General features: G+C 70.6%; 18 protein-coding genes and 2 pseudogenes. 9 read left to right on the forward strand and 11 right to left on the reverse strand.

Annotated features, from left to right (window positions below; genetic code table 11):
- The 8 genes and pseudogenes from JWP54_RS00480 to JWP54_RS00515 all read left to right on the forward strand — a co-directional run bounded on the left by JWP54_RS00480 (position 1) and on the right by JWP54_RS00515 (position 12,131).
- The gene (locus tag JWP54_RS00480; protein WP_297366226.1) at positions 1–993 is read left to right on the forward strand and encodes a TIGR03557 family F420-dependent LLM class oxidoreductase; all 993 of its coding nucleotides are present in this window, start codon (positions 1–3) and stop codon (positions 991–993) included.
- 2 nt (positions 994–995) lie between these two features.
- Positions 996–1,763 (forward strand): annotated as a pseudogene (gene cofE / locus JWP54_RS00485) (coenzyme F420-0:L-glutamate ligase); the annotation flags it as partial.
- A 380-nt stretch (positions 1,764–2,143) separates the two neighbouring features.
- Complete coding sequence (cofC, locus tag JWP54_RS00490; protein WP_297366227.1) at positions 2,144–2,854, forward strand: 2-phospho-L-lactate guanylyltransferase; 711 nt, start codon at positions 2,144–2,146, stop codon at positions 2,852–2,854.
- A gap of 402 nt (positions 2,855–3,256) precedes the next feature.
- Entirely contained in the window at positions 3,257–4,576 is a 1,320-nt protein-coding gene (locus JWP54_RS00495; RefSeq protein ID WP_297366228.1) for an ABC transporter substrate-binding protein, read from the forward strand.
- A 72-nt stretch (positions 4,577–4,648) separates the two neighbouring features.
- Positions 4,649–5,638, forward strand: a complete 990-nt coding sequence (locus JWP54_RS00500) for a carbohydrate ABC transporter permease (protein ID WP_297366229.1) — start codon at positions 4,649–4,651, stop codon at positions 5,636–5,638.
- On the forward strand, positions 5,635–6,465 hold the full coding sequence (locus JWP54_RS00505; protein ID WP_297366230.1) for a carbohydrate ABC transporter permease: 831 nt from the start codon (positions 5,635–5,637) through the stop codon (positions 6,463–6,465). Before JWP54_RS00500 ends, JWP54_RS00505 begins: the two co-directional genes overlap by 4 nt.
- Before the next feature lie 42 nt (positions 6,466–6,507).
- On the forward strand, positions 6,508–11,058 hold the full coding sequence (locus JWP54_RS00510; protein WP_297366231.1) for an alpha-galactosidase: 4,551 nt from the start codon (positions 6,508–6,510) through the stop codon (positions 11,056–11,058).
- Between the two features lie 53 nt (positions 11,059–11,111).
- A complete protein-coding gene (locus JWP54_RS00515; protein WP_297366232.1) occupies positions 11,112–12,131 on the forward strand; it encodes a LacI family DNA-binding transcriptional regulator in 1,020 nt (339 codons plus the stop codon).
- Here JWP54_RS00515 and JWP54_RS00520 read toward each other — a convergent pair.
- The 4 genes and pseudogenes from JWP54_RS00520 to JWP54_RS00530 form a co-directional block, all read right to left on the reverse strand.
- Entirely contained in the window at positions 12,128–12,820 is a 693-nt protein-coding gene (locus tag JWP54_RS00520; RefSeq protein WP_297366233.1) for a PTS sugar transporter subunit IIA, read from the reverse strand. The two genes, JWP54_RS00515 and JWP54_RS00520, sit on opposite strands and share 4 nt — an antisense overlap.
- A gap of 160 nt (positions 12,821–12,980) precedes the next feature.
- Positions 12,981–13,220, reverse strand: a pseudogene (locus JWP54_RS17605) (formylglycine-generating enzyme family protein); the annotation flags it as partial.
- 64 nt (positions 13,221–13,284) lie between these two features.
- The gene (locus tag JWP54_RS17610) at positions 13,285–13,809 is read right to left on the reverse strand and encodes an SUMF1/EgtB/PvdO family nonheme iron enzyme (RefSeq protein WP_367274158.1); all 525 of its coding nucleotides are present in this window, start codon (positions 13,807–13,809) and stop codon (positions 13,285–13,287) included.
- A 58-nt stretch (positions 13,810–13,867) separates the two neighbouring features.
- Entirely contained in the window at positions 13,868–15,385 is a 1,518-nt protein-coding gene (locus JWP54_RS00530) for an HNH endonuclease signature motif containing protein (RefSeq protein ID WP_297366234.1), read from the reverse strand.
- Between the two features lie 198 nt (positions 15,386–15,583).
- Here JWP54_RS00530 and moaA point away from each other — a divergent pair, with 198 nt between their 5' ends.
- Complete coding sequence (gene moaA, locus JWP54_RS00535; protein WP_297366235.1) at positions 15,584–16,699, forward strand: GTP 3',8-cyclase MoaA; 1,116 nt, start codon at positions 15,584–15,586, stop codon at positions 16,697–16,699.
- A gap of 17 nt (positions 16,700–16,716) precedes the next feature.
- Here moaA and JWP54_RS00540 read toward each other — a convergent pair whose 3' ends face one another.
- The 7 genes from JWP54_RS00540 to JWP54_RS00575 all read right to left on the reverse strand — a co-directional run bounded on the left by JWP54_RS00540 (position 16,717) and on the right by JWP54_RS00575 (position 23,666).
- Positions 16,717–17,382, reverse strand: coding sequence for a lysoplasmalogenase (locus JWP54_RS00540; RefSeq protein WP_297366236.1), 666 nt, complete (start codon positions 17,380–17,382; stop codon positions 16,717–16,719).
- A gap of 75 nt (positions 17,383–17,457) precedes the next feature.
- On the reverse strand, positions 17,458–18,336 hold the full coding sequence (locus JWP54_RS00545) for an alpha/beta hydrolase (protein WP_297366237.1): 879 nt from the start codon (positions 18,334–18,336) through the stop codon (positions 17,458–17,460).
- A 56-nt stretch (positions 18,337–18,392) separates the two neighbouring features.
- On the reverse strand, positions 18,393–18,890 hold the full coding sequence (locus tag JWP54_RS00550) for a hypothetical protein (RefSeq protein ID WP_297366238.1): 498 nt from the start codon (positions 18,888–18,890) through the stop codon (positions 18,393–18,395).
- A gap of 91 nt (positions 18,891–18,981) precedes the next feature.
- Entirely contained in the window at positions 18,982–20,424 is a 1,443-nt protein-coding gene (gene cofD / locus JWP54_RS00560; RefSeq protein ID WP_367274160.1) for a 2-phospho-L-lactate transferase, read from the reverse strand.
- The gene (locus JWP54_RS00565) at positions 20,421–21,281 is read right to left on the reverse strand and encodes an ABC transporter ATP-binding protein (RefSeq protein WP_297366239.1); all 861 of its coding nucleotides are present in this window, start codon (positions 21,279–21,281) and stop codon (positions 20,421–20,423) included. The genes cofD and JWP54_RS00565 overlap by 4 nt, the downstream gene beginning before the upstream one ends.
- Before the next feature lie 143 nt (positions 21,282–21,424).
- Entirely contained in the window at positions 21,425–22,609 is a 1,185-nt protein-coding gene (locus JWP54_RS00570) for a putative F420-0 ABC transporter permease subunit (protein WP_297366240.1), read from the reverse strand.
- A gap of 64 nt (positions 22,610–22,673) precedes the next feature.
- Complete coding sequence (locus JWP54_RS00575) at positions 22,674–23,666, reverse strand: putative F420-0 ABC transporter substrate-binding protein (protein WP_297366241.1); 993 nt, start codon at positions 23,664–23,666, stop codon at positions 22,674–22,676.
- Between the last annotated feature and the right edge of the window lie 380 nt (positions 23,667–24,046).

Below are 24,046 nucleotides of genomic sequence, written 5' to 3' on the forward strand. Positions count from 1 at the left end.
TTGCAGATCGGTTATGCGGCCATGTTGGAACAGTTCGCCCCCGCCGAGGCGGTGGCGCTCTCGGCCTACGCGGAGGAGCACGGCTTCTCCGGCGTGATGGCGGCCGACCACTTCCAGCCGTGGGTTCCCGCGCAGGGCGAATCGTCGTTCGTGTGGAGCGTGCTCGCCGCGATCGGTGAGCGCACCAAGGGCGACATGGGCCCGGGCGTCACCGCCCCCACCTTCCGCTGGCACCCCGCGATGGTGGCGCAGGCCTCGGCCACGCTGGCCTCGATGTACCCGGGCCGGCACTGGCTGGGCCTGGGCTCCGGTGAGGCCCTGAACGAGCACATCGTCGGCGGCTACTGGCCGGAAGCGCCCGAGCGGATCAACCGCATGTTCGAGGCCATCGAGATCATCTCGAAACTGTTCACCGCGTCGATCGCCGGCAAGGACGTCAAGCACTCCGGCCAGTTCTTCAAGCTCGAATCCACCCGGCTGTGGACCATGCCCGAGGTCGCGCCCGAGATCCTCGTCGCCACCGCCGGGCCGGTCACCGCCAAGCGCGCCGGCCGGCACGCCGACGGCCTGATCACCGTGGGCGCACCGCTGGAGAAGATCTCGATGCTGTTCGGCAAGTTCGACGACGGCGCCCGCGAGGCGGGCAAGGACCCGTCGACCATGCCCAAGGTGTTGCAGCTGCACATGAGCTGGGCCGAGACCGACGAAGAGGCCATGCGCAACGCCCTGCACGAGTGGCCCAACGGCGGCATGAAGTTCCCCAAGGGCGACATCCGCTCGCCGTTCGAGTTCGAGCAGATGGCCAAGCTCGTGCGCCCGGAGGACTTCGAGGGCCGCATGATCATCTCCGCCGACCCCGACGATCACCGCGCGTACATCCAGAAGTTCGTCGACCTCGGTTTCGACAAGATCTACCTGCACAACGTGGGCCGCAACCAGCGCCAGTGGATCGACGTCTTCGGCCGCGACGTGCTGCCGAAGCTCGCCCGGTAGCGATGGGCGCACTCGGGGTGGCGGGGCCGGATTCCCGGCTCGAGGTGTTCGTGTTGCCCGGGATCGGCGAAATCCGGGCCGGTGACGACCTGGCCGCGATTCTCCTGGTCGCCGCGGGAACCCATCTGCGGAACGGTGACATCCTCGCCGTGACCAGTAAGATCGTCTCCAAGTCCGAGGGCCGTCAGGTGGCTGCCGCCGACCGGGAGCAGGCGATCACCGACGAAACCGTGCGAATCGTGGCGACCCGGGCGCATCCGGGCGGGGTCACCCGCATCGTCGAGAACCGGCAAGGCCTGGTGATGGCCGCCGCCGGCGTCGACGCCAGCAACGTGCCCGAGGGCACAGTGCTGCTGCTCCCCGTCGACCCCGACGCCTCCGCCCGCGCCCTCGGCGCGGCCCTTCGGGAGGGCACCGGGCTGGCCCTCGGCGTGCTGATCACCGACACGGTCGGCCGCCCGTGGCGCGACGGCCAGACCGACATCGCCATCGGCGCCGCCGGGGTGGCCGTGCTCGACGACCTGCGCGGCACGGCGGATGCGCACGGCCGCCGCCTGGACGTGACCCTCGCCGCGGTCGCCGACGAGATCGCCGCCGCCGCCGACCTCATCAAGGGCAAGACCAGCGGCAACCCGGTCGCCGTGCTGCGCGGCCTCGGCCACCTGGTCGGTCCCATCGATGAGGCCGACCGCGGCGCCCGGCGGCTGCTGCGCGACAGCGCGAACGACATGTTCCGCGTCGGCAGCGCGGAGGCGTACGCGGAAGGCTACGCCGCGGGCCTGGCGGCGGCTGGGGCCGCGGCATCCGTTGCCGACGCGTCCGCTTCGCCCGCCGACTCGCCGCACGATGCCCCGTCCGCGTCCGTTGATGCGGCGGGCCCCACCAGTACGGCTGAAGATGTGTCAGTGCCCGCCGACCTGCGGGAAAGTGCCCCTTCAGCGCCCGCCAAGGGGCAGGATGGCGCAACTCGCGAGAGTGCTGGTGCCGCCGCCGACGGTGAGTTGCCAGTTGGGGCCCCTTCGGAGCGCCCCACTGGGCCTCAAGTGGCAACTCGCGAGAGCGCTGGTGCCGCCGCCGACGGTGAGTTGCCAGTTGGGGCCCCTTCGGAGTCCACTGGGCCTCACGGAACAAGCCGGGGGAGCGCATCCGCGTGAGCTGGGTGTGCGTGGTGCCCGTCAAGGGCAGCGCGGCGGCTAAGACCCGCCTGGGCGAGTTGCCGGCGAGCTTTCCTGCGCGTGGTGCGCTTGCCGAGGCGTTTGCGCTCGACACCGTCGCCGCTCTTGTCGCGTCGCCATCGGTGCAGCGGGTGCTCGTGGTCACGGCCGACCCTGCCGTTGCCGCACCGCTCACGGCCCTCGGCGCCCAGATCGTGCCAGAGCCGTCGCCAGGGCCCCCGGCGGAAGAGTCGAACCCCGCGGATGCTCAGAGCGTGTCGACAGCGGCTCCGCGTGACCCGCTCAACGTCGCCATCGGCGAGGGCATCCGGGTAGCGCACGAGCGCTGGCCGCTGAGTAACATCGCGGTGCTCACGGGTGACCTCCCGGCACTCATCGTCGCGGATGTGGAGACCACCCTCGCCGCCGCATCCGGCCACGACCGCGCCATGGTCGCCGACGAGGAGGGCACCGGCACCACCACCCTGCTCGCCAGGGCCGGCATCGCCATGGTGCCCAGATTCGGCCCCGGCTCCCGGGCGGCACACGAAGCCGCCGGTCACCATGTACTCGACCTGCCTCCCGCTGCGTCCATCCGGCGCGACGTCGACACCCCCGAGAACCTTGCCGAGGCGCTGCACCGCGGCGTCGGCCCGCACACCAACGCCCTCCTTGTGCACTCCCGGTGGGGAACGACTGGCGCGTGACCGGTGCGCACGGTCCGGATCGATGGGCCGGGTGACGGTGGGAACACCCGCGAACACTTTTGATAGCGTTTTCAGAAAATGAATGATAGCGTTTTCAAAAGCACCGTAGGCCACACAATGGCTCGCTGCATTCCCACCGATCACGAAGAAGTGAGGTTGCTGCACCGCTTCTTCCACGGCCTCGCACGACCCACCGGTCAGACAGCTGCCAGTACGCGTGACTCCGCATCACCTCGCCCCCCGTCGACCCAGGCCGCGGAACCCACCGGGACGATCCCTCCGGTCACCTCCGACACCGGACGCCGGACCCGGCATCCCGGTTGTTCCGGCGCGCCAGCGAGACGCATCGCCCGTCCCATCCCCGCACCATCCCGCACCCTTCAGAAGGACAACGAAGACCCCATGAAAACTTCCACATTCGTCAAGGCCGTGACCCTGGCCGCCGCCGCCAGCCTGCTCTTCACCGGCTGCGCCTCCGGAGGCGGCGGCAACAGCGCGACCAACGGCACAGCCGTCTGGAACGAGCCCACCGCATCGCTGGAGGGCGTCACCCTCACCTTCGGTGGGGGAACGGTCTCCGACCCCGGCCTCACCCAGGTGATGGACGCGTTCACCGAGGCCACCGGCGCCGAATTCGACAAGATCGCCTACCCCGACCCCTACGAACAGAGCCTGCTCACCAAGGTGGCCGTCGGCGACATGCCCGACCTCGCCGCGTGGCAGCCCACGGCAAGCCAGCTCACCACCCTGCAGCCGTCCAAGAACCTGCTCTCCCTCGACGACGCTCCGTGGCTCGACGAGCTCGACCCGGCCGTCAAGGACGTCACCGGCTTCGTGGGTGACACCCGCTACGCGGCCCTGGTCACCTCCCCGTCGGTGATGGGTGTCTACTACAACAAGGGCCTCTTCGCCCAATACGGCATCACTGAGGCGCCGGCCGACTGGGCCGAATTCATCGCCGATGCCCAGTCGATCAAGGACCAGGGCGGCGTGCCCTTCTACGAGGCCGGCGGGGACCGGTGGCCGACGCAGTGGTGGCCACAGGTGCAACTCGCAGAGCAGGCCCAGGCCGGACTGTGGGACCGGGTGAACACCAACGAGGAGCAGTTCACCAGCCCGGCGATCCTGGACGCCATCACCGAGTACAAGTCGCTGATCGACGCCGGCCTGTTCAACTCCGACATCAAGACCGCGACCGTCATCGACCAGGCCAACGCCGTGCTGACCGGCGAGGCCGCGATGGCCGTGCAGGTGAACGCGTTGCTGCTGCAGATGCAGTCGGTGTCGGACACCGAGACCATCGACGCCAACGTCGGCTGGTTCCCCATCTCGCAGGCCGGCAACATCGCCACCTCCATCCCCGACAACAAGAACGGTGTCGTGGCGTTCCACACCGGGGACGCCAAGCAGGAGGCCGCTGCCGCGCAGTTCCTGAACTTCTGGATGACGACCGACTACGCCGACTACGTCGAAGCGGCCAACGCCGTCTCCATCAAGCCCGACGTCGACAGCCCGGCCGGCGTGCCGGAGGTGGCTAAGCTCATCTCCGCGTCGCTGGGCAGCTCGGTGGGCTCCATGCAGTCCCTCGCCGTGGCCAACGCGGACCTGTACCTCAACATGGCCAAAATGATCCAGGGCACGCAGACCCCCAAGCAGGTCGCGGAAGCCACTCAGCGCCAGTTCGCCGGGCTCGCCCAGGCGCAGGGCATCGACGGCTTCTAGCCGCGTTCCGACGGGCGGCGGCGCGCAACGCCCCGCCGCCCGCTCCCGCCACCGAACGAAAGTGTGACACCCATGACCGTCCGCACAGACACACCGGAGCCCGGGCCGCTACGCGGCCGGCGCCGGGGCGGGACCACCCGTCGTGACTACCGCCGCATCGGGGTGCCAGACGCCTCCAGGCGCGGCGCCACCGCCCAGCGCAGCGCATATCCCGCCTGGTTCCTCTGGCCGGCGTTCGCCATCCTCGCCGTCTTCTTCCTGCTGCCCACCGTGCTCAACTTCGTCTACGCGTTCACCAACTGGTCGGCGTACCACGACGGTGTCGACTTCGTCGGTTGGCAGAACTTCCAGGCCCTCCTCGGCAACGGCGACGTCCTGATCGCCCTGCGCACCACCCTGATCTGGGCATTGCTGGTGGCCGTGCTGCAAAACGTGTTCGGCTTCGCGCTCGCGCTCTTCTTCGAACGGGACAGCCGCATCAACCGGACCAGCCGGGCGATCTTCTTCATCCCCGTGCTGATCTCCCCGCTGGCGATCGGCTACATCTTCCAGGCGCTGCTCAAGCCGGACGGCGCGCTCAATGGAATGCTCGGCGGGCTCCTGGGCGAAACCGTGAGCATCGCCTGGCTGGGCGACACCACCTGGACGATTGTGGTCGTCTCGATAGTGCAGTCCTGGAAGTGGATGGGATTGAGCATGCTGATTTACCTGGCCGGCCTCAAGTCGATCCCTGAGGACGTTCTCGAGGCGGCCAAAATCGACGGCGCCGGCTGGTGGCGCACCCTCCGCAGCGTTAGATTCCCCCTGCTCGCCCCGGCTGTGACCTTCAACGTCGCAACAGCGCTGCTGGGCTCGATGAACGGCTTCGACACCGTTCAGGCCACCACCAAGGGCGGTCCGGCCGGGACCACCGAGGTGCTCAACATTTTCATCTACCGCACCTTCGGACAGGGGCTCTACGCCCAGGCCACCACGATGAGCCTGATCCTGTTCCTGGTCGTCATCCTGCTCGCATTCCCCATCATCTGGGCGCTGCGACGGAGAGAGAAGCAACTCCTATGAACGTCAAACGCCTGACCCGTGGCGTCCAGCCGATCCTCGCCATCCTGGCCTGCGTCCTGATCATCGGGATCCCGCTGTACCTCCTGGTGATCACCTCGTTCAAGAGCGATGCCGAGGCTCAGGTACCCGACCTCAGCCTGCCGACCACGTGGCACATCGTGGAGAACTACGGCCGGGCCATCAGTGACGGCGACGTGCTCGGCGGTCTCTTCGGCAGCCTGCTCGTGACGGTGCCCAGCGTATTCGGGGTGCTCGTGCTCGGTTCGGCGGCATCCTGGGTGCTGGCCCGCCGCTCGTCCAAGGTTATGGGGTTGCTCTACTCCGTCGGCATCAGCGGCATCATCCTGCCGCCCGCGGTCGTCACCATGGTGCTCACGCTTCAGTCCCTCGGCCTCGACGGCAGCGCGCTGGGCATGATCGGCGTGTACATGGGCATGTTCATGGCCACGGCGATCTTCTTCACCACCGGGTTCGTCCGCAACATCCCGGTCGAACTCGAGGAGGCCGCTCGCATCGACGGCGCCTCGCCGTTCACGGTGTACCTGCGCGTCGTGCTGCCCCTGCTGCGACCGGTCATCGCCACCGCCGCGATCCTCGTCACGCTGTCGGTCTGGAACGAGGTGTTCTACGCCTTCTTCGTCCTGAGCGGGAGCGGCGCCTCGACCCTGCCGCTGAACCTGTTCAACGTCGCGTCCCAGTCCGAGTACGTCAAGAACTGGAACCTGATCTTCGCCTACGTGGTGCTGATGAGCATCCCGATGGTCGTCACCTTCATCATCGCTCAGCGGCGCATCGTTGCCGGCGTCACCGCCGGCGCGGTCAAGTAACCTCCCGCCGAGCACGGCACCGACAGTCAAGAAAGCAGAACTATGTCTGACATCCGCATCGAGACCGGCAACGAGGTCCTCGAGATCGTGCTCGTGCAGAGCGGCGATGCACCGCTGAGTGTGCGTCGCTGGGGCCCGCGCGGCGCGGCGCCCGACCTGCCCGCCGGCCAGAGCGCGGTCGAAATCCTCACCGTGGATGCCGGCCGGGCGCCGTCGACACCGCGGGGTACCGGCGGCGTCGTCAGCCAGAACCTGCGCTACGTCAGCCACACCACCGGTACCGTGGCCGGTTGGGTCGTCCTCGAGGTGCTGCTCCGCGAGGAGGACGGCGGCCTCGAGGCGGTGCTGACCATCCAGACGCCACCGGCGGTTCGCGCCGCCCGCGCCACCGTGACGATCACCAACCGGTCCGCCGACCGGGTGCGCGTGGTGCAGGCGGTCAGCAGCGTGGCGCTGCAGGTGGCGCTCGGCGCCGCCGGGACGACGAGCCCGGACGACCTGGACGTGGCCTCGGCCAACTGCGACTGGATCGGCGAATCCCGCTGGAGCAGCCGGCTGCTGCGCGGCGACCTGGTCGACCTCGCCCTTGGCGCCCATGGCGACGCGTCGGCGCGTGGCTGCCTGTCCTACGCCGGAACCGGCTCATGGTCCACCGGCCGGGCTCTGCCCGTCGGCGCCCTCATCGAGACCCGCACCGACGCCGGAACGACTCCGGCCGCCTATGCCTGGCAGATCGAGAGCAACGGCGGCTGGCGCTGGGAGGTGGGGGAGAACACGAACGGCAGCTACCTCGCCCTCGGCGGCCCGACGGATGCCGACAGCCAATGGCTTGCCCGCCTCGCGCCCGGTGACTCCTTCAGCACGGTGCCGGCCACGCTCGGCACCGGCGCGGGCATCGAGGGCGCGTTCGCCGCCCTCACCGACTTCCGCCGTGCTGCCCGCCGCGACCACCCGGACAACCAGCGCCTCTCCGTGGTGTTCAACGACTACATGAACACCCTGATGGGCGACCCCACCACCGAGAAGCTGCTGCCGTTGATCGACGCTGCCGCCGAGGCGGGCGCGGAGTACTTCTGCGTCGACGCCGGCTGGTACGACGATTCCGGCGACTGGTGGGACAGCGTGGGCGATTGGGAACCGTCGACCGTGCGGTTCCCGAACGGCCTCGGTGAGGTCATCGACCGCATCCGCAGCCGGGACATGCAGCCAGGGCTCTGGCTGGAACCCGAGGTCGTCGGCGTGGCCAGCCCAGCCGCCGAACGGCTGCCCGCCGAGGCGTTCTTCAGCCGGCACGGCGAACGTGTGGTCGAGCACGGCCGGTACCACCTGGACCTGCGCCATCCCGCTGCGATCGCGCACCTCGACGCCGTCGTGGACCGCCTCGTGAACGACTTCGGGGTGCGCTACTTCAAACTCGACTACAACATCAACCCCGGCCCCGGCACGGACCGGGGCGCCGCGAGCCCCGGTGACGGCCTGTTGCAGCACAACCGTGCCCACCTCGCCTGGCTGGAGAGTGTGCTCGACCGGCACCCGGACCTGGTACTGGAGAACTGCGCGTCGGGCGCGATGCGGATGGACTTCGCGATGCTCTCCCGGCTGCAGTTGCAGTCCACCAGCGACCAGCAGGACCCGCAGACCTACGCGCCCATCGCCGCAGCGGCGCCGCTGATGATGCTGCCGGAGCAGGCCGCGAACTGGGCGTACCCGCAGCCGGGCATGACCGACGAGGAGATCGCCTTCGCCCTGTGCACCGGCATCCTCGGCCGGTTCTATCTCTCCGGCTACCTCAACTCCATGACCATGCCGCAGCAGGTCCTGGTGGCCGAGGCCGTGGCAGCGCACAAGCGGATGCGCCATGAGCTGGCGGTCGGCCACGCCTCCTGGCCGCTCGGCATCGACCAGTGGACCGCGCCCTGGGTGGCCCTGGCCATCGGCACACCGGACACCCGCCACCTCACCCTGTGGAAGCGGGACGGCGCCGACCCGTCGGTGCAGGTGCCGTTGCCCGACCTGGCCGGGCTCGACCTCGTGATCGACACCGTGTTCCCCCGTCGACTCGAACCGTGGCAGTACCGCTGGGACAAGGCCACGGCCGTGCTCACCATCACCGCCGGTCCGGACGTCGCGGCCCGCACCCTGCGCATCGCCACCCGCCCGATGGTGGAACAGGTCACCGTGGACGCCGGCGTCAACACCGGTGCCGTGCACGGCGGCGCCACCGGCATGCTCTACGGCCTCGCGGACGAGGGCGTGCCCTCCGCCGCGCTGATCGCCGGAGTGCGCCCGCGCACCATGGCGCAGAAGGCGCCGCACGGCAAACAGCACCCGAACGGTGACGCGCTCAGCCAGGCCGACGGCTATTTCGCTGCCGGGGGCTCGGAGATGGTTGTCTACATGCAGGACGTGCTCGCCGAGTGGCCGTACGAAGAAATCGGCATCGACCGGTTCTGCGAGCTGGCCCAGGCCATGGTGACCGAGGTCGCTGCCCGACCGGATGCGCACAAGTTCGTCTGGGTGCCCTTCAACGAGGGCGACTGGATCTGGTACGCCGACTGGTCGGCCGCCGGCCGCGCCCGGTTCCTCGCCGATTGGGCGACCATGTACCGCGCGATCCGCGCCGTGGACCCCGCCGCCCGCATCGTCGGACCGAACGAGTCGCACTACTACCCGGACCGGGTGCGGGACTTCTTCGTCTACTGCGTGGCCAACGACGTCGTGCCGCAGATCATGAGCTGGCACGAACTGCAGCCCTCCTCCCTGGAGGTGTACCCGGCGCACTACCGGCACTACCGCGAACTGGAAGCCGAGCTCGGCTTCGGCCCGCTGCCGATCAACATCGACGAGTACGGCAACCGCCGCGACATGTCGAACCCGGCCCAGCTCGTGCAGTGGATCGACCTGTTCGAAACCAGCAAGGTCGACGCGGACCTGGCCTACTGGACCCTGGCCGGCAACCTCGACGACCACGCCGTGAACAGCGGCCAGGCCAACGGCGGCTGGTGGCTGCTGCACTGGTACGCCGGCCTGACCGGGCACACCGTGCCGGTGACCGTGCCGCACCCCGACGTGCGGGATTCCCTCCGCGCACTGGCCGCCTGGGACGCCACCGCCTCGTCGCTGACCGTCCTTCTCGGCGGCACGGTCGCCGACATCGTGCTGGATTTCACCGGCCTGAACCTGATCGGCCCGGTGCGGGTGCGGGTCAGCTCGGTGACCTGGTCCGGCTACGAGGGCGACGTGAGCACGCCCACTCTGCTCTGCGACGACGCCGCGACGGTGCAGGACGGCACCCTCGCCGTGCGGATCCCGAACAGGGACCCGCACGCCGGGTTCCTCGTGGTCGTGACGCCGGACGGCGGCGGCACCGCCGCATCCGCCGCGCCGTGGAGCGTGACGGTCGACACCGACGCCGCCCGCACCGAGGGGGGCACCCTCGTGCGTCACGGCGACGACCCGCAGCACTACACGGGCTCCGGCCGCCACGCCGTCACCCTCGCGGCCACCGCGGATGCCGCCAGCCGGGTGACCTTTCCAGTCACGGTGCCCGCCGACGGCGACTACCTGCTCGGCATCACGTACGGCACCGACGCCACCCCGGTGACCCTCGGCCTGACCATCGACGGCGCCGCCGCGGTGGCGCTGCCGGCCCCGGCGACTCTCTACACGACCTACACGGGCCGCCTGGACACCCTGGTCACATTGACCGCCGGGGCGCACGAGGTGACCGTGGCCGGGAAGGTCGGCGAGGTGGTCGCCATCGACCGTGTCTCGCTCACCCGGGTCGACCCGGTCCCCCGGCGGTTCGACGCGATCTTCGCGTGGCGCACCGGCGGCACCGTCGATCACACCGCGGCCGTGCACGGCCCCGGCAGCGTCACGGTGACCGGCGCCGACGAGCTCACCTTCTACGTCGCCGTGCCTCGCACCGGCCGGTACACCCTGTCGGTGTCGGCGGATACGGGGGACCCCGGCACGGCGGCCCCCGCGCGCTTGGCCGTCGACGGCGTCGACGTCGGCACCGGCCAGGCGGCGGTTTACCTGGCGGTCGGCGTCTCGGTGGTCACCGTGCGCTCGACCGGTGCCCCCGTGCGGGTGCACAGCCTGAGCCTCGCCGAAGTGCCGGAGCCGGCGGCGGAGCGGCTCACGGCCGACCGGTTCACCCTGGCCGGGTCTGTGCGCCTGGTGCAGGACGCCGGCGTCGCCTATCTCGACGGCTTCGGCGGCGCGGACGAGTCCGGGGACGAGGCCGCGGCCGCCGGCCCGGCCGGATCGGCGGTCATCGACCTGCCGGACCTCGCGCCCGGCGCCTATCTGCTCACCCTGGAATACAGCAATGCCGACCGCGCGACCGGGCACATGTACAACGCCGACGTCATCAATCGCCGCCTCGCCATCCAGCGCGGCGACGATGCCCCGACCGTCGTCGTGGTCCGGCACAACTACTCCTGGACGAACTACCAGCCGCTCACGGTGCGCTTCGACGTGGTCAGCGGCACCGGGCCGCTCCGCCTCGCGGCGGTGGACGGCCCCGGTCCGCGGGTCGTGGCGGTGCGGCTGAACCCGCTGGTGGCTCCCGGCGGCGCGCGATGACCCGAATGCCCAGCCCGCCAGCGGAGGAAGAACCGAGGCAGTATCGTCGCACCATGACCCGCAGCTTCGCCAAACCCGCCAGCATCGCCGACGTCGCGGCGGCAGCAGGGGTGTCGGTGCCCACCGTGTCCCGGGTGCTCACCGGCGCCGCCAAGGTCAGCGCGGTACGCCGGCAGCGGGTGCTCGACGCCATCGAGGAGCTCGGCTACCGCCCCAACGGCGCCGCCAGGGCACTGGTCAGCGGCAAGCAGACCACCATCGCCGTGATGACCTCGGACACCACCATCTACGGGTACTCGTCCACCATCCAGGGCATCGAACTCGCGGCGCGGGCGGCGGGCTATTTCGTCATCATCTCCCTGATCGACAGCGATGCCCCGGACGACATCGACCGGGCGGTGTCGCTGGTGCTCAGTCAGCCCCTCGCCGGGGTCGTCGTGCTCAAGTTCGACCCGGCCGGCGTGCAGGTGGTCGGCGCGCTGCCCCGCGACGTGCCGGTGGTCGCTGTGTCGGGTGAGATCGACGGCGAGTTCTCCCAGGCTGTGCTCGACGAGGTCGCCGGCGGCCACGAGATCACCCGGTTCCTGCTGGGCCTCGGCCACCGCACCGTGCACCACGTCACGGTGCCACCGTCGCGGGACGAGGACGGGCGCACCATCGGCTGGCGGGCCGCCCTCGAGAGCGCGGGTGCTCCAGTGCCGCCCATCATCGCCGCGACCTGGGAGGCGGTGTCCGGGGTCGGCATCGGGCACCACCTGGCCGACCGGGATGACGTGACCGCCGTCTTCTGCGGCAACGACGAGATCGCCATGGGCGTGATCTCCGGGCTGGCCGAGGCCGGCCGCCGGGTACCGGACGACATCAGCGTCGTCGGCTTCGACGACCACCCGCTGTCGCGCATCTGGCGGCCCGGGCTCACCACCGTCTCGCAGGACTTCGTCGACTTGGGCCGGCGTGCGTTCAGCCTGCTGCTGCAGCAGATCACCGGCGACGAGCAGCCGGTGTTGTCGTCGCAGAATCCCACCCTCGTGGTACGGGCCAGCGCGGCACCGCCCCGCGGCCCGACGGCCTAACGCGGGGCAGCGGCCGGGCGCACGGTGCTGGCCAGCGCGGCGAGTACGTCGGCCGGGGTGGCCGCCATCTCGATCGCGGCGCGGAACGACGGCTTCATCAGGCTGCGGGACAACTGCGCGAGCACCTTGAGGTGCTCGGTGCCGGCCGCCGATTTCGGCACCGCGATCAGGAAGATCAGGTGCGCCGGTGCCTCGTCGAGGGAGTTCCAATCCACACCGGCCTTGCTGCGGGCGAACGCCAGCACCGGTTCGATGGCGCCGTCGGACTCGGCGTGCGGGATCGCGATGCCCTCACCGATGCCCGTGGTGCTCATCAGCTCGCGGTCCAACGCCGCCCGCACCACGGCGTCCTCGTCGAGCACCCGTCCGGTGGTCGACATCAGGGCGGCCAGACGACGGATGACGGCATCCCGGTCGGTGTCCTCGACTTCGAGCGCGATGGTGCGTTCGTCGATGTAGTCCAGCACGGTCTTGGCTGTGGGGGTCGCCGGCCCGGTCACGATCGCCGCCGGTGCCACCGCTCCCGGCACAACGGCAGCCTGCGCCCCAGCGGCCGGCGAAGCGGTCGAGGCGACGATGGTTGCCTTCGTCCCCCGGAGCCGGCGGACGGAGATGACGATCACCGGCGCCAGCACCAGCACCGCCACGAGGATGCTCACGAGTATGACGACGGTGGACGGGTCGGGCATGGTGCGTGTCCTTCCAGGACGTTGCCGGCGGCTTCTGCCCCCGTCAGTGGAGCGCGGGCGCACCCGACAGGGAAAGCGCAGCCTGTCCAGAATACATTTCCGCCCTTCGGAGATTGAGGGTCCTTCGGCCCTGCCCGCATCCGCCGGCGACCCGGTCAGGTCAGGGCGACGATACGGTGCGGAATCCCACATTGCCGGCGGCGGAATCCGCCGTTTTGGTGGCCCTGGCGGAGTTGCGGTACCGGTTGCAGTACGAGTCGTGGCAGAGGTACGAGCCGCCGCGCATCACCCGCTGGGTGCCGGTAACCGGTCCGGCCGGATTGCGGTCGGGGGAGCGCGCGTGGTAGTCCGCCGCCCACCAGTCGGCGCACCACTCCCAGACGTTGCCGACGCTTTGCCAGAGGCCGTATTCGTTCGGTTCGAATTCGCGCGCCGGCGCAGTGGTGAGCCAGCCGTCGGCCGGCCTAGGCGCAGTAGGCCCTGGCGTCGTTCCAGCTCACCTGCACCACCGGATGCTGCGCCAACCCGTCGAGCGACGAGCGCGGGCCCGCCGGATGCGCCCAGTCGGCGCCGCGCACCCCCAGCCACCAGGGGGTCTGCGGTGGCTGGCCGATCACGTCGTCGGGCTCGGCGCGAAGGGCCAGGTGGAACACCGCGGAGTAGCCGTAGTCCTCGGAATCGGTGCGGTACCCAGTGTCGGCCACGAACCGGGCGAAGGCGGCGTTGGTGACCGTCGTCGCATCGATCGAGAACCCGGCCAGCCCCACCTCGTGCACCGGCGTCTCGCCGTCGCCCGAATTGCCCGCTCCGTCGGCATCGCCCATGCGGAACACCTGGGCCGGCACCGGCGCCTGCTCGATTCCATGCCGGGTCTCGGAGTCAGCCGACGGCTGCCCGTGCCGCGCGGCCGCGCCGTCGCGGCCGTGATCATCCGCCCTGCCGGCCTCGTTGCGGGCCGGCACACAACAAGCCCGGTCATCTGTCGTCACGCGCAGACCCTAGCGCGCAACGTGTCCGGCGACGACCCCGCCTGGTGTGGTCGCCAGTTCAGCCGGGACGCCGCAGCCGGTTCTGGCCGTGCAGCTCGATTGGGCCCTGAACCGGGTCCAGGGTCGCAGGCGGGCGCAGCCAGTAGCGGCCGTCGTTCTCGAAGATCTTCCAGCCCTGGTTGTGCACCAGCAGGTGATGAGCACGACACAGCAGGATGCCCTGGTTGATGTCGGTTCTGCCCTGGTCGCTCAGCCAGTGATCGAGGTGATGGGCTTCGGTGAAGGAGGGTGGCCGGTTGCAGCCGGGCCAGGTGCAGCCGCCATCCCGGGCGGCCAGCGCCCGGCGTTGGGCCCGGTTGAACAGGCGTCGCTCGCGTCCCAGGTCGAGTGGCCGGTCGAACTCGTCGAAGCTGATCTCGACGGTTCCGGCGTCGCAGGTCAACCGTTCGATGGTTTCCGGGGAGACCGGTGCGCTGTTGCCTTCGAGGTAGCCGTGCCCGGTTGCGGCGGACCCGGCCGAGAAGCCGCCGTGCGTGAGGATCTGCACGGCGGGGCGTCGGCCGCCGAGCATTTCGTCGGGGTTGACGGTGGTGCCGGCCGTGAGGAGGTCGATGAAGCCGTCGCAGGTGATCTGGGTTGTGCTGCGGGGGTCTTCCCGCACCCGGCGGGCCCACGCGGCCCGCTCGGCAGCCACGAAGCGAACACCGCCGCGGCGGGGGCCGGTGAGGCTGTCGAAGGTGGCCTTGATGAACTCGCCCTGCTCGGGCGGGAAAAGTCCGTCGACGCGGACCTGGCCGGTCTCAAGGGTCCAGATGCGCAGGTAGCGGTCGTCCCAGGCCTTCTGCTCGCGCACCCGAATGCCGTCAGCGTCGAGGCCGTCGCGGGTGTGCCGCGCCTCTTTCAGGAGCTGGTCGACGTTGAGCGACGCGGCCTTGGCCAACAGTGTGGCCAGGGCCTCGGCCAGCACGGATGCCGTCACGACGGTGTCGATGTCGCCCAAGCCCTTCCGCAGCGCGTGGGCCGCGTCGATGGAGAGGGTGCCGTCGTTGACGGCCCGCGCGATCGGCGCGTGCCAGAGCAGGGGTTCCGGTGTGACCGGCTGGTCCGCCGGATTCGCGGCTGGGTCCTCCGGATCGAGGGCTTCCAGCAAACCGCGGGCAGCTTCATCGTTTCGGGCCTCGACCTCTTCGGTCTCGGCGAGCATCCGGCCCACGTCGACGAGCTTGCGAGTCTCGGCCTTGGTGCCCCCGGTGAGTTCCTGGATCAGGGATTCCGGGGAGAGGTGACCCTGTTGGGCGGCCAGGCCGGATTGCCCGAGTTCCCAGCGGGAGCGCTGCGCGAGGGTTTTGGCCATCCAGGCCTTGCGGGTGTCGAGCTCGTGCTGGGCCCGAGCGAGGGTCTTCTGGCCGGCCAGGGCGTCCGCATCCGAGAGGGCGTCGTAGGCACTGCTCGATTCGCCCAGCCGTGCCACCTTCTCGACCGCCCTCAGCAACGTGTCGGTGTTGCCGGCCGCCCGGGCAGAGTCGCCAGCCTCTTCCGCGGGGAAGCTTTGTACGATAGTCGACTGGTTTGCCATGCTCCGAATGTAGCCCGATTGCGAAGGTTTGTGTGAGGGAATCTCGGGTTGTGGAGAACTTTTTTGGAGCTGGTGCGAGAGGGTTCACGAGCCGGAAGCGCTCAACCAGGCCGGCAACTCGGCCCCGGCCGCAGGCGACCGGAACGGTGCGCACCGGGACCGAGGCGAACCCGCACGGTTCGGGGTTAGGGTCGTTGTATGTCCGGCGCACCCATCCCCGCGCACGCCGCCCCGCCCCTGGCCGGTGCCGTGCCGGATCGGCACGGCCCGGCGACGGCCGCGCAGCTCGTCGACACCCTCGATCGCCCACTGCACGACCTGCGCCTCTCGGTCACCGACCGGTGCAACTTCCGGTGCGTGTACTGCATGCCCAAGGAGGTCTTCGGCAAGGACTTCGCCTTCATGCCCCGGGACGAGATGCTTTCGTTCGAGGAGATGACCCGGCTGGCCCGCATCTCGGTGGCGCACGGGGTGGAGAAGATCCGGCTCACCGGCGGCGAACCGTTGCTGCGCAAGGGTCTCGAAGAACTCATCGCCATGCTCGCAGCGCTCCGCACCCCGGCCGGCCGACCGGTCGACATCGCCCTGACCACCAACGGTTCGGCGTTGGCGATCAAGGCGCAGGCGCTCAAGGACGCCGGCCTCAAGCGGGTGACGGTGTCGCTGGACTCCCTCGACGACGCCACCTTCCGCGCCATGAACGACGTGAACTTCCCGGTCGCGCGCATCCTGGCCGGCCTCGACGCCGCGCACGCGGTGGGCCTCGGGCCGATCAAGATCAACATGGTGGTCAAGCGCGGCCAGAACGACCACGACATCGTCAACATGGCGCGGCACTTCAAGGGCACCCCGTACATCCTGCGGTTCATCGAGTTCATGGACGTGGGCACGAGCAACGGCTGGGACATGGGCGCGGTCCTGCCCTCCAGCGCGGTGCGGGACCGCATCCACGCCGAGCTTCCGCTGGAAGAAGTGGCGCCGAACTACACCGGCGAGACCAGCCGCCGCTGGCGTTACCTCGACGGGGAGGGCGAGATCGGCCTCATCTCCAGCGTGACGCAGTCGTTCTGCTCCACGTGCTCCCGCGCCCGCGTCTCCACGGACGGCAAGCTGTTCACCTGCCTGTTCGCCAGCGAGGGCCACGACCTGCGCGAGCTGCTGCGTAACGGCAGCACCGATGAGCAGCTCTCCGCCGCGATGGGGTCGATCTGGCGGCAGCGCACCGACCGGGCCTCGCAGTTGCGCAGCGCCCAGACCGGCGCGGTGCGCTCGTCGGGCCGTAAGAAGATCGAAATGTCTTACATCGGCGGATGAGCGCCGGCTCAATCCGCTTAAGCCCTCGTCAGCCGAGCCCGCTCGTGCCGCAGCAACCCCCACACGATGAGCGCCTGGGCCGCGAGATAGGTCACCATGATCAGGAAGTCCGCCACCGAGATATCGGCAGCCGGCAGGAACCGGTCGATGGCCAGGATCGAGTCGGAGATGACAAAAAGCGCCCCGCCCCACGCGACCGCGGGGTTGCACCGCGAAGCGACTGCCGCCATCGCGGACAGCACGACGCCATAGGCGATCACCGGAACCAGCAACGATCCGGTGTGCGGAACCAGAAGCACAAGCAGGACAGCGAGCCAGGCCGCATAGGCGAGGGCCCACCGATTCAACCGGCGCACGGCGATCCGGGTGACGAACAGCACGAGGTAGGCAATGTGCGCCAGCAGGAAGAAGGCCAGCCCGACGATGAACCACCGGAGCGTGATGTCTCCCAGCCAGGAGAGCGCCGAGGCGAGGACCCCGAGCACGATGACCGGCGATCGGCGCTGCGGCGCGCCCCAGATGAGCCCGACCGCCAGAGCCGGCATGAGTAGCGGCTTGGTCCACTCCACGACGGCGTGCTGACCCACCAGAACGGCGCCCAGGTGGATCACCCCGGCGAGGAGAATCGGCAGAAACGCAACGATGCCAGCCGGAGGGCCGACCGCGATACGGGATTCGTGCACTGTGCTCGCTTCGAGGGGGGCGGATGTGGTCCCACTGTACTGAGACCGGCCCGCCCGAGACCCGGCTCGGGGCGCTCAGTAGCTGATGTCGTCCCGGCCGGCGCCCGGCGCAGCCCAGCGCGCGGGCTGATCCTCGGGGTCGGGCGGGTCGAGGAATGAAAGCACATCCGGCACGAACCGCGGATCCATCGTGGTGGCCAGGTGCCCCCGGCCCTCGTACAAGGCCAGCCGGCCGCGGGGGATGCCGTCGGCGGTCTGGCGGAACAGCTCGGCCGAGTAGAAGGCGTCCCGCTCGCCGCCGATCACCAGGGTGGGTGCGACGATGTCGGCCAGCCGATCACGCAGCTCGAAGGCGTCTTCCGCGCGAATCGTGGTGATCAGGTCCGACGTGGCGTGGGCCAGGAAGGTGGGTCCGATCAGCCAGCCAAGGCCGCTCAGCAGCGGCCGGGACCGGGGGCCGGCGGCGAGCATCCGCATCGCCTCGGCGCTCGCGGCGCGTGGCCGGCCGTCGAGCACGTTGTCGGCGACCCGCAGTTGGGCGTCCCGGCCCTCCTCACTGAGCCGGTGGGCGGCCGACACCACCACCAGCCGCTTCACCACGGCCGGATGGTCGGCCGCCAGCTGCAGCGCCACACTGCCCCCGGTGGACTGCCCGATCACGTCGACCTGCTCGTCGAAGCGCAGCAGCATCGCCCTGGCGTAGTCCGCGGCGATGTCGGCCATGGTGGCGTCGGGGTTCAGGCCGGGGCGCCGGTTGACCCACCACACCCGGCGGGAGGCAGCGAAGAGCATCAGCTGCCGCGCCTGGAAGCGCCGGCCCGAGCCCTGGGGCGGTTCGTGGTTGGGCGTGATCCCGGCGAGGTAGACCAACGGCGGCCCCGAGCCGACCGAGAGGAACGGCAGGCCGCCCGGCCAGGTGCCGTAGACGCGGGGTGGCAGGAGTGCGGTGGTCATGCGGCTGTTCCTTCGCTCGAGTAGAAGGGCCTGGGCGAGGCTGGTCTGCCCGGGACTCAGGTGCTGTCGTCGTTGCCGCGCCGGGGTGACTCGTCGGCGGGCCGCGCCTCGGTGGCCGCCGGGCGGGGGTCCTCGGTGGCGGACGAGGTGCCGGACGCCCGGTCATCGGAGCCGGGGGCGCCGTGCCGGCCGCCGTGGCGGGTGTCGACGGTGGGGTCGAGTTCGTCGGCCTGTCGGCTGCGCTCCTCGGAATCGGCGAAGAGGCCCTGCGCGTCGGCCTGGCGCTGGTCGGCCTCCTGCCGCAGCCGGTCGGCCTCCACCTGCGCCTGCTGCGCATCCGCCTGGGCCCGGGTGGCCTTGGCCTCGTTCTCCCTGGCGTCGATCGCGCGCTTCTCGGCGTCCCGCCGCATCTCCTCGGCGCGGCGCTGGTCCTCGCGGCGTTTCCGTTCGCGCCGGGCGCGGCCGCGCTTCGAGGCGAAGTATACGATCACCCCGATCACGGCAAGGACGACGACGACGCCGACAATGATCCAGATCACGGTCGCGGTATCCATGGCAGTTCCACCTTTCGCAAACGGCTCCCGGTGCGTTCACCGCTGATGATAGGCCGCTCCGTGGCGTTCCGCGCGGGCGAGCCGCTCCGGGCTACGGATGCAGCCGGGCGATCACGCGCATCCGTTCGAGAACGACGGGGGTGTCGTCCGTTACGGTGAAGCTTGGCTGGCCGAGGTGCTCGCGCATTGCGTCGCTGTGCCAGAACGCCTCGTGGCCGGCCCGCCATTCGGCCACCGATCGGTAGCCCTCACCCTCGTCGATGGCGTGATCGAGGTCCACGTTCGCCAGCCGCACCACGCGCACCCCTGCTGTCTCGATGACCGCCACCGGCCGGTTCTGCGAGTCGACCACCAGCTGGCGACCGCCCACCACGGGCAGGGGCTCACCCTCGACCCGGTACTCCGCCAGGGTCGAGGTGGTGGTGGTCTTGGCGCCGGTCAGGAGAGCGGCCACCAGGCGGTCCCGGAGCGGGCCGGGGAAGGCGAACTCGGCGATCGGGAGCGTGGCCGGGTCGAGCTCGAGGTCGGGGTCGGGGGTGTGCAGCAAGCCGATCGGGGCGAGCGCGGCCACGCAGACGGCTTCCGCTGCGATGCGGGCGGTGGCGGGCACGTCGGTCATCCAGAGCGGCACGGCGCGGGCGCGGATGCCGGCGGCCTCGAGCGGGGGCACGGCGGGGGCATCCGTCTCGTCGACCAGCCAGCCGTCGAGCAGCCCGCCCTCGCTGCGCGCGCCGTAGTGCAGGCCCACGGCCAGCGCGGTGGTGTCGACGCCGATGACGCTCAGGCAGGCGTCGGCCATGCCGCGCACCGCGGAGCCGGCGATGATCGGCGAGATGCCGATCACTCGCGCGGGCGTGTCGCGCAGGGCTGCCCGGATGCCAGGGACGCTGAGGATCGTGCCCACCGACACGACCGGATTCGAGGGCGGCAAGATCACCAGGTCGGCGGAGCGGATGGCCTCGAGCACGCCGGGCGCGGCGACGGCGTCGGCTAGGCCCACCTGGACGAACTCGGTGGCCGGGAGCTTGGCCCGGTACCGCACCCACCATTCCTCGAAGTGGATCAGCTCGCCGGCACGGTGCTCGTCGGCATCCGCTGCCAGGCGCACGTGGGTCTCCACGAACTGGTCGCTCATCGGCAGCAGCCGGGCGCCGGGCTGCCAGCGCCGGCAGAGGAACTCGGTGGCGGCGCTGAGGGTGGCCCCGCCGCGGAGCAGGTCGGTGCGCACTATGTGGGTGGCCAGGTCGAGGTCGCCCAGGGTGAACCACGACCAGCCGCGCCCGTAGGCGGCGATCTCGGCGGAGGTGCGCCGGGATTCATCCGGCCGGCCCCAGCCCTGTTCCTCGCTGATGCCGCCGCCGAGGGTGTACATGACGGTGTCGAGGTCGGGACAGATGCGCAGCCCGTCGAGCCACATGTCGTCGCCGGTGTTGACGATCACGGTGACGTCGGCGTCTGGCCCGAGGTGCTGCAGCAGCCCGCGGGTGAACCGCGCGCCGCCCACTCCGCCGGCGAGAACGGTGACTCGGGTCATGGGGTTCCTTCGTTGGGGCGGGGCGGTTCGTCGGGCCCGGAGAACACGATCACGGGGTGTCCGGTACGGGGATGCGGCACGATGTCGCAGTCGACGCCGTAGACGGCTCGGATGATTTCGGGGCGCAGCACCTCGGCGGGCGTGCCGAACGCGGCAAGCCGGCCGGCCTGCAGGAGCACGATGCGGTCGCAGTACGCAGCGGCCAGGTTGAGGTCGTGCAGGGCAAGCACCGAGGTGAGGCCCAACCCGCGCACCTGGTGCAGCAGCGAGAGCTGCGCGCTCACGTCGAGGTGGTTGGTGGGCTCGTCGAGCAGCAGCAGGCTCGGCCGCTGGGCGAGCGCTCGGGCGATCTGCACCCGTTGCTGCTGACCGCCGCTGAGGGTGTGCCAACGCCGGTCCACGAGGTCGCCGGCGCCCACCATCGCCAGGGCAGCCAGGGCCACCCCGAGGTCGTCCTCGCCGCCGAAACTGCCGAGCAGGCGGCTGCGGTGCGGGATCCGGCCGAGGAGCACGACCTCGCGCACGGACAGGTCCACACTGGGTGCCAGGTTTTGTTCCAGCAGGGCGATTCGCCGGGCGGCCTCCCGGCGGCGCAGCTGCCCCACGACGGCGCCGTCCAGCGCAACCGTGCCGGCATCCGCCCGGTCGATGCCGGCGATGATGCGCAGCAGCGTCGACTTGCCCGCCCCGTTCGGCCCGAGCAGCCCGGTGACGGTGCCGGGCGGCAGCGCCGCCGACACCTCGCTCAGGATGCTGACGCCGTCGATCCTGAGCGACACCTCGTCAAGCACGACGCCCGCGGCGCCGTCCAGCGCGGTGCGCGAGTTGCCCGTTCGGGCCCCGTGAGCGCTCACCATTGGGCCTGAGGTGGCATCTCGTTCGGCTTCTCGCGAGCCGGCCTCTCGTGAGTTGCCGGAAAACGCCCCTTCAGCGCTCGCCATGGGGGCATGTGCCGCACCTCGCGACACGGCGGATGCGGCGGCGGGGCCGGGCCCAGCACTCATGCCCAGGCCGCGCTTCGCTTGCGCTTGATCAGCAGGATGAACACCGGCACGCCGATGAACGCCGTGATGATGCCCACCGGCAGTTCGCGCGGGTCGAAGACGGTGCGAGCGAGGGTGTCGGCCAGCACCAGGAACAGTGCGCCCACAACCGCAACGAGCGGCAGCAGCCGCCGGTGGCCGGGGCCGCTGAGGCCGCGCACGAGGTGCGGCAGGATCAGCCCGACGAAACCGATCGCCCCGCTGACGGCCACCATCGCGCCGGTGAGCAGCGCCACCGCCACCAGGAATCCCCAGCGGGTGGCATTCACGTTGATGCCCAGCGACGCGGCGTTGGTATCGCCGAACGTGAACGCATCCAGCCGGCTGGCAGCGAGCAGGATACCGGTGCCCACCAGTGCCAACGCGACCGAGGAGATCAGCACGCTGGTCCAGGAGCTGCCGGCGAGCGAGCCGAGCAGCCAGTTGAGGATCTCCCGGTAGGAGTCGCCCTTGGCGGACCAGAAGATGATGAAAGAGGTGCCCGCCGAACCCAGCTGGGCGATCGCCAGGCCCGCCAGCACGGCCCGGCCGGGGGTGATGCTGCCGCCGACGCGGGCGATGTTCAGGGTGGCGAACAGGGCGATCAGCGCGCCGGCGAATGCCGCCGCGGGCAGCGCGAAGCCGACGCCGAGGATGACCACGCAGACCGCCCCGAGCGACGCGCCGGAGGACAGCCCGAGCAGATAGGGATCGGCGAGCGGGTTGCGGGTGACGCTCTGCATCACCGCGCCGCTGAGCGCCAGGCCCGCACCGACCATGGCCGCGGTGAGCACCCGCGGCATCCGCAGCTGCCAGACGATCGCGTCGGTCAGCGGCGGCACCGGGGTTCCGTCGGCCAGCACCGGCAGGCCCAGATGGGTGGCCACGCTGCCCCAGACCTGGGTCAGGCTCACGTCGGCCGGACCGATGGTCACGGCGACGGCGCTGCCCAGGAGCAGGGCGAGCACCGCAGTGACCAGCCAGAACAGATACCGGCCCGGTCGGGGGGCAGCGGATGCGGCAGCGCGGCCGGCCCAGGGACGCGGCGGGGCGGGCTTCGCGGCCGGCGCCGTCCCGGCCGGGGCGGACGCGGCATCCGCCGGCACCGACAGGCGGTCGGACGCGGCCGACGCGGAGTTGCGTGTGTGCGTTGTGCCTGGCATCCCTGCTCCCTCCCCGTTGGTGTCGCGTCTGGTCGTGCGCTGCCGTCCCGGTGCCCGCCCTGGGCTACTCCGTCTGGAGCTCCGCCAGCTGGTCGATGATCGAGGCGGCCGCCTCCACATTGCGGATGCCGGCCTCGCCGGCCGCGAACGGCACCACGATGTAACGGTCGTTGAGCACGGCGGCCAGTCCCGCGGTCGCCGGATTGGCCTTGAGGTTGGCGATCTTCGAGTCCGCGGTGTTCCAGTCGGCGTCGACGAGCACCAAGACGTCCGGGTTCGCGGCCACCACCGACTCCCAGCCGGCCGAGGTCCAGGTGTCCTGCACGTCCGCGAAGATGTTGGTCAGGCCCGCGGCGTCCAGGATCATCTGCGGGGCGCCGATGCCGGCGCCCACGTACGGGGTGTCGGTGCCGCTGGAGTACCAGAGCGCGGTGGTGTCGCCCGCGGCGGGCTTGAGCGCGGCGAGTTCTGCTTCCTGGTCGGTGACCAGCGCGGCGGCGGCATCCGGTACGCCGAACAGCGCGCCGGCCTCGCTGATTTCGGCGAACACGGTGTCGAAGGTCAGCGGGTCGGGCATGGCGTCGCCCTTGCACGCCGCCGGCGACACGTAGCTCCCGATGCCCAGGTCGGCCAGCGCGGCGCGCTCGCCCACGCCCTCGGCGGAGAAGTTCGACTCCCAACCGCCGTAGACGAAGTCGGGGGTGAGAGCCAGCACGGCCTCCTGCCCGGGCACGAAGTCACTGATCACGTTGAGATCGGCGCCGGCCTCCTCGAGGGATGCGGGCAGCGGCCCGTCCAGGAACGCCGAGCCAACGATACGCTCGCCGAGGCCCAGCGCGAGCAACAGCTCGGTGGTCGTGGACTTGATCGTGACGATGCGTTCCGGCGCGGCTTCGACCGTGACGGTGGTTGCGCAGTTTTCGACCGTCACCGGGAAGGCGCTGTCGGTGCCGGCCGACGCAGCGGGGGCGGGCTCGGCGGCCGTCGATCCGGAGGCGCAGCCGGCGAGCAGCAGCACGGCCGCGGCGGCGGCGAGGGCGGGATAGCGAATCTGCATGGGACCAATCTGAGGCGAGAGCCCGGCGGTCGGGTCACGGCGGCGGCGACCGTCGACGAAGAATGAAGGAGTCGACGGGCGGCCGACACCGCAGCGCGACGGCGGCGGGCGCAGCGACGTGGGGGAGCGAAACGAGGGCACAGCCCCGACCTGCCGCCCAAATCCGGGCCAGCGCAACCGGTCAGATCGAACCGGGGGTCGTATCCAGCCTAAACCCATCGTGCTCGAAGCGGATGCGGGCGCAACGTTCGCCCTGGCGCCGGCCGCGCCCACAGCTCGGGCCGGCCGGTGTGTCGCCGCAACAGAGCTGCGCGGGCAAGGCGCCGTTCCGCGGGTGGCGCGCCACCCGCGTAGCGGCGCCCCACCCGCGTAGCCCGCGC

The organism is Cryobacterium sp. (genome assembly GCF_025463825.1).
Classification (GTDB): Bacteria; Actinomycetota; Actinomycetes; order Actinomycetales; family Microbacteriaceae; genus Cryobacterium.

Bases quoted from the DNA above. Each gene is read 5' to 3' on its own strand.
- JWP54_RS00495 (WP_297366228.1), top strand. From the start codon at position 3,257: ATGAAAACTTCCACATTCGTCAAGGCCGTGACCCTGGCCGCCGCCGCC.
- JWP54_RS00500 (WP_297366229.1), top strand. From the start codon at position 4,649: ATGACCGTCCGCACAGACACACCGGAGCCCGGGCCGCTACGCGGCCGG.
- JWP54_RS00505 (WP_297366230.1), top strand. From the start codon at position 5,635: ATGAACGTCAAACGCCTGACCCGTGGCGTCCAGCCGATCCTCGCCATC.
- JWP54_RS00510 (WP_297366231.1), top strand. From the start codon at position 6,508: ATGTCTGACATCCGCATCGAGACCGGCAACGAGGTCCTCGAGATCGTG.
- JWP54_RS00515 (WP_297366232.1), top strand. From the start codon at position 11,112: ATGACCCGCAGCTTCGCCAAACCCGCCAGCATCGCCGACGTCGCGGCG.
- JWP54_RS00520 (WP_297366233.1), bottom strand. From the start codon at position 12,820: ATGCCCGACCCGTCCACCGTCGTCATACTCGTGAGCATCCTCGTGGCG.
- JWP54_RS00530 (WP_297366234.1), bottom strand. From the start codon at position 15,385: ATGGCAAACCAGTCGACTATCGTACAAAGCTTCCCCGCGGAAGAGGCT.
- moaA (WP_297366235.1), top strand. From the start codon at position 15,584: ATGTCCGGCGCACCCATCCCCGCGCACGCCGCCCCGCCCCTGGCCGGT.
- JWP54_RS00545 (WP_297366237.1), bottom strand. From the start codon at position 18,336: ATGACCACCGCACTCCTGCCACCCCGCGTCTACGGCACCTGGCCGGGC.
- JWP54_RS00550 (WP_297366238.1), bottom strand. From the start codon at position 18,890: ATGGATACCGCGACCGTGATCTGGATCATTGTCGGCGTCGTCGTCGTC.
- cofD (WP_367274160.1), bottom strand. From the start codon at position 20,424: ATGACCCGAGTCACCGTTCTCGCCGGCGGAGTGGGCGGCGCGCGGTTC.
- JWP54_RS00565 (WP_297366239.1), bottom strand. From the start codon at position 21,281: ATGGTGAGCGCTCACGGGGCCCGAACGGGCAACTCGCGCACCGCGCTG.
- JWP54_RS00570 (WP_297366240.1), bottom strand. From the start codon at position 22,609: ATGCCAGGCACAACGCACACACGCAACTCCGCGTCGGCCGCGTCCGAC.
- JWP54_RS00575 (WP_297366241.1), bottom strand. From the start codon at position 23,666: ATGCAGATTCGCTATCCCGCCCTCGCCGCCGCCGCGGCCGTGCTGCTG.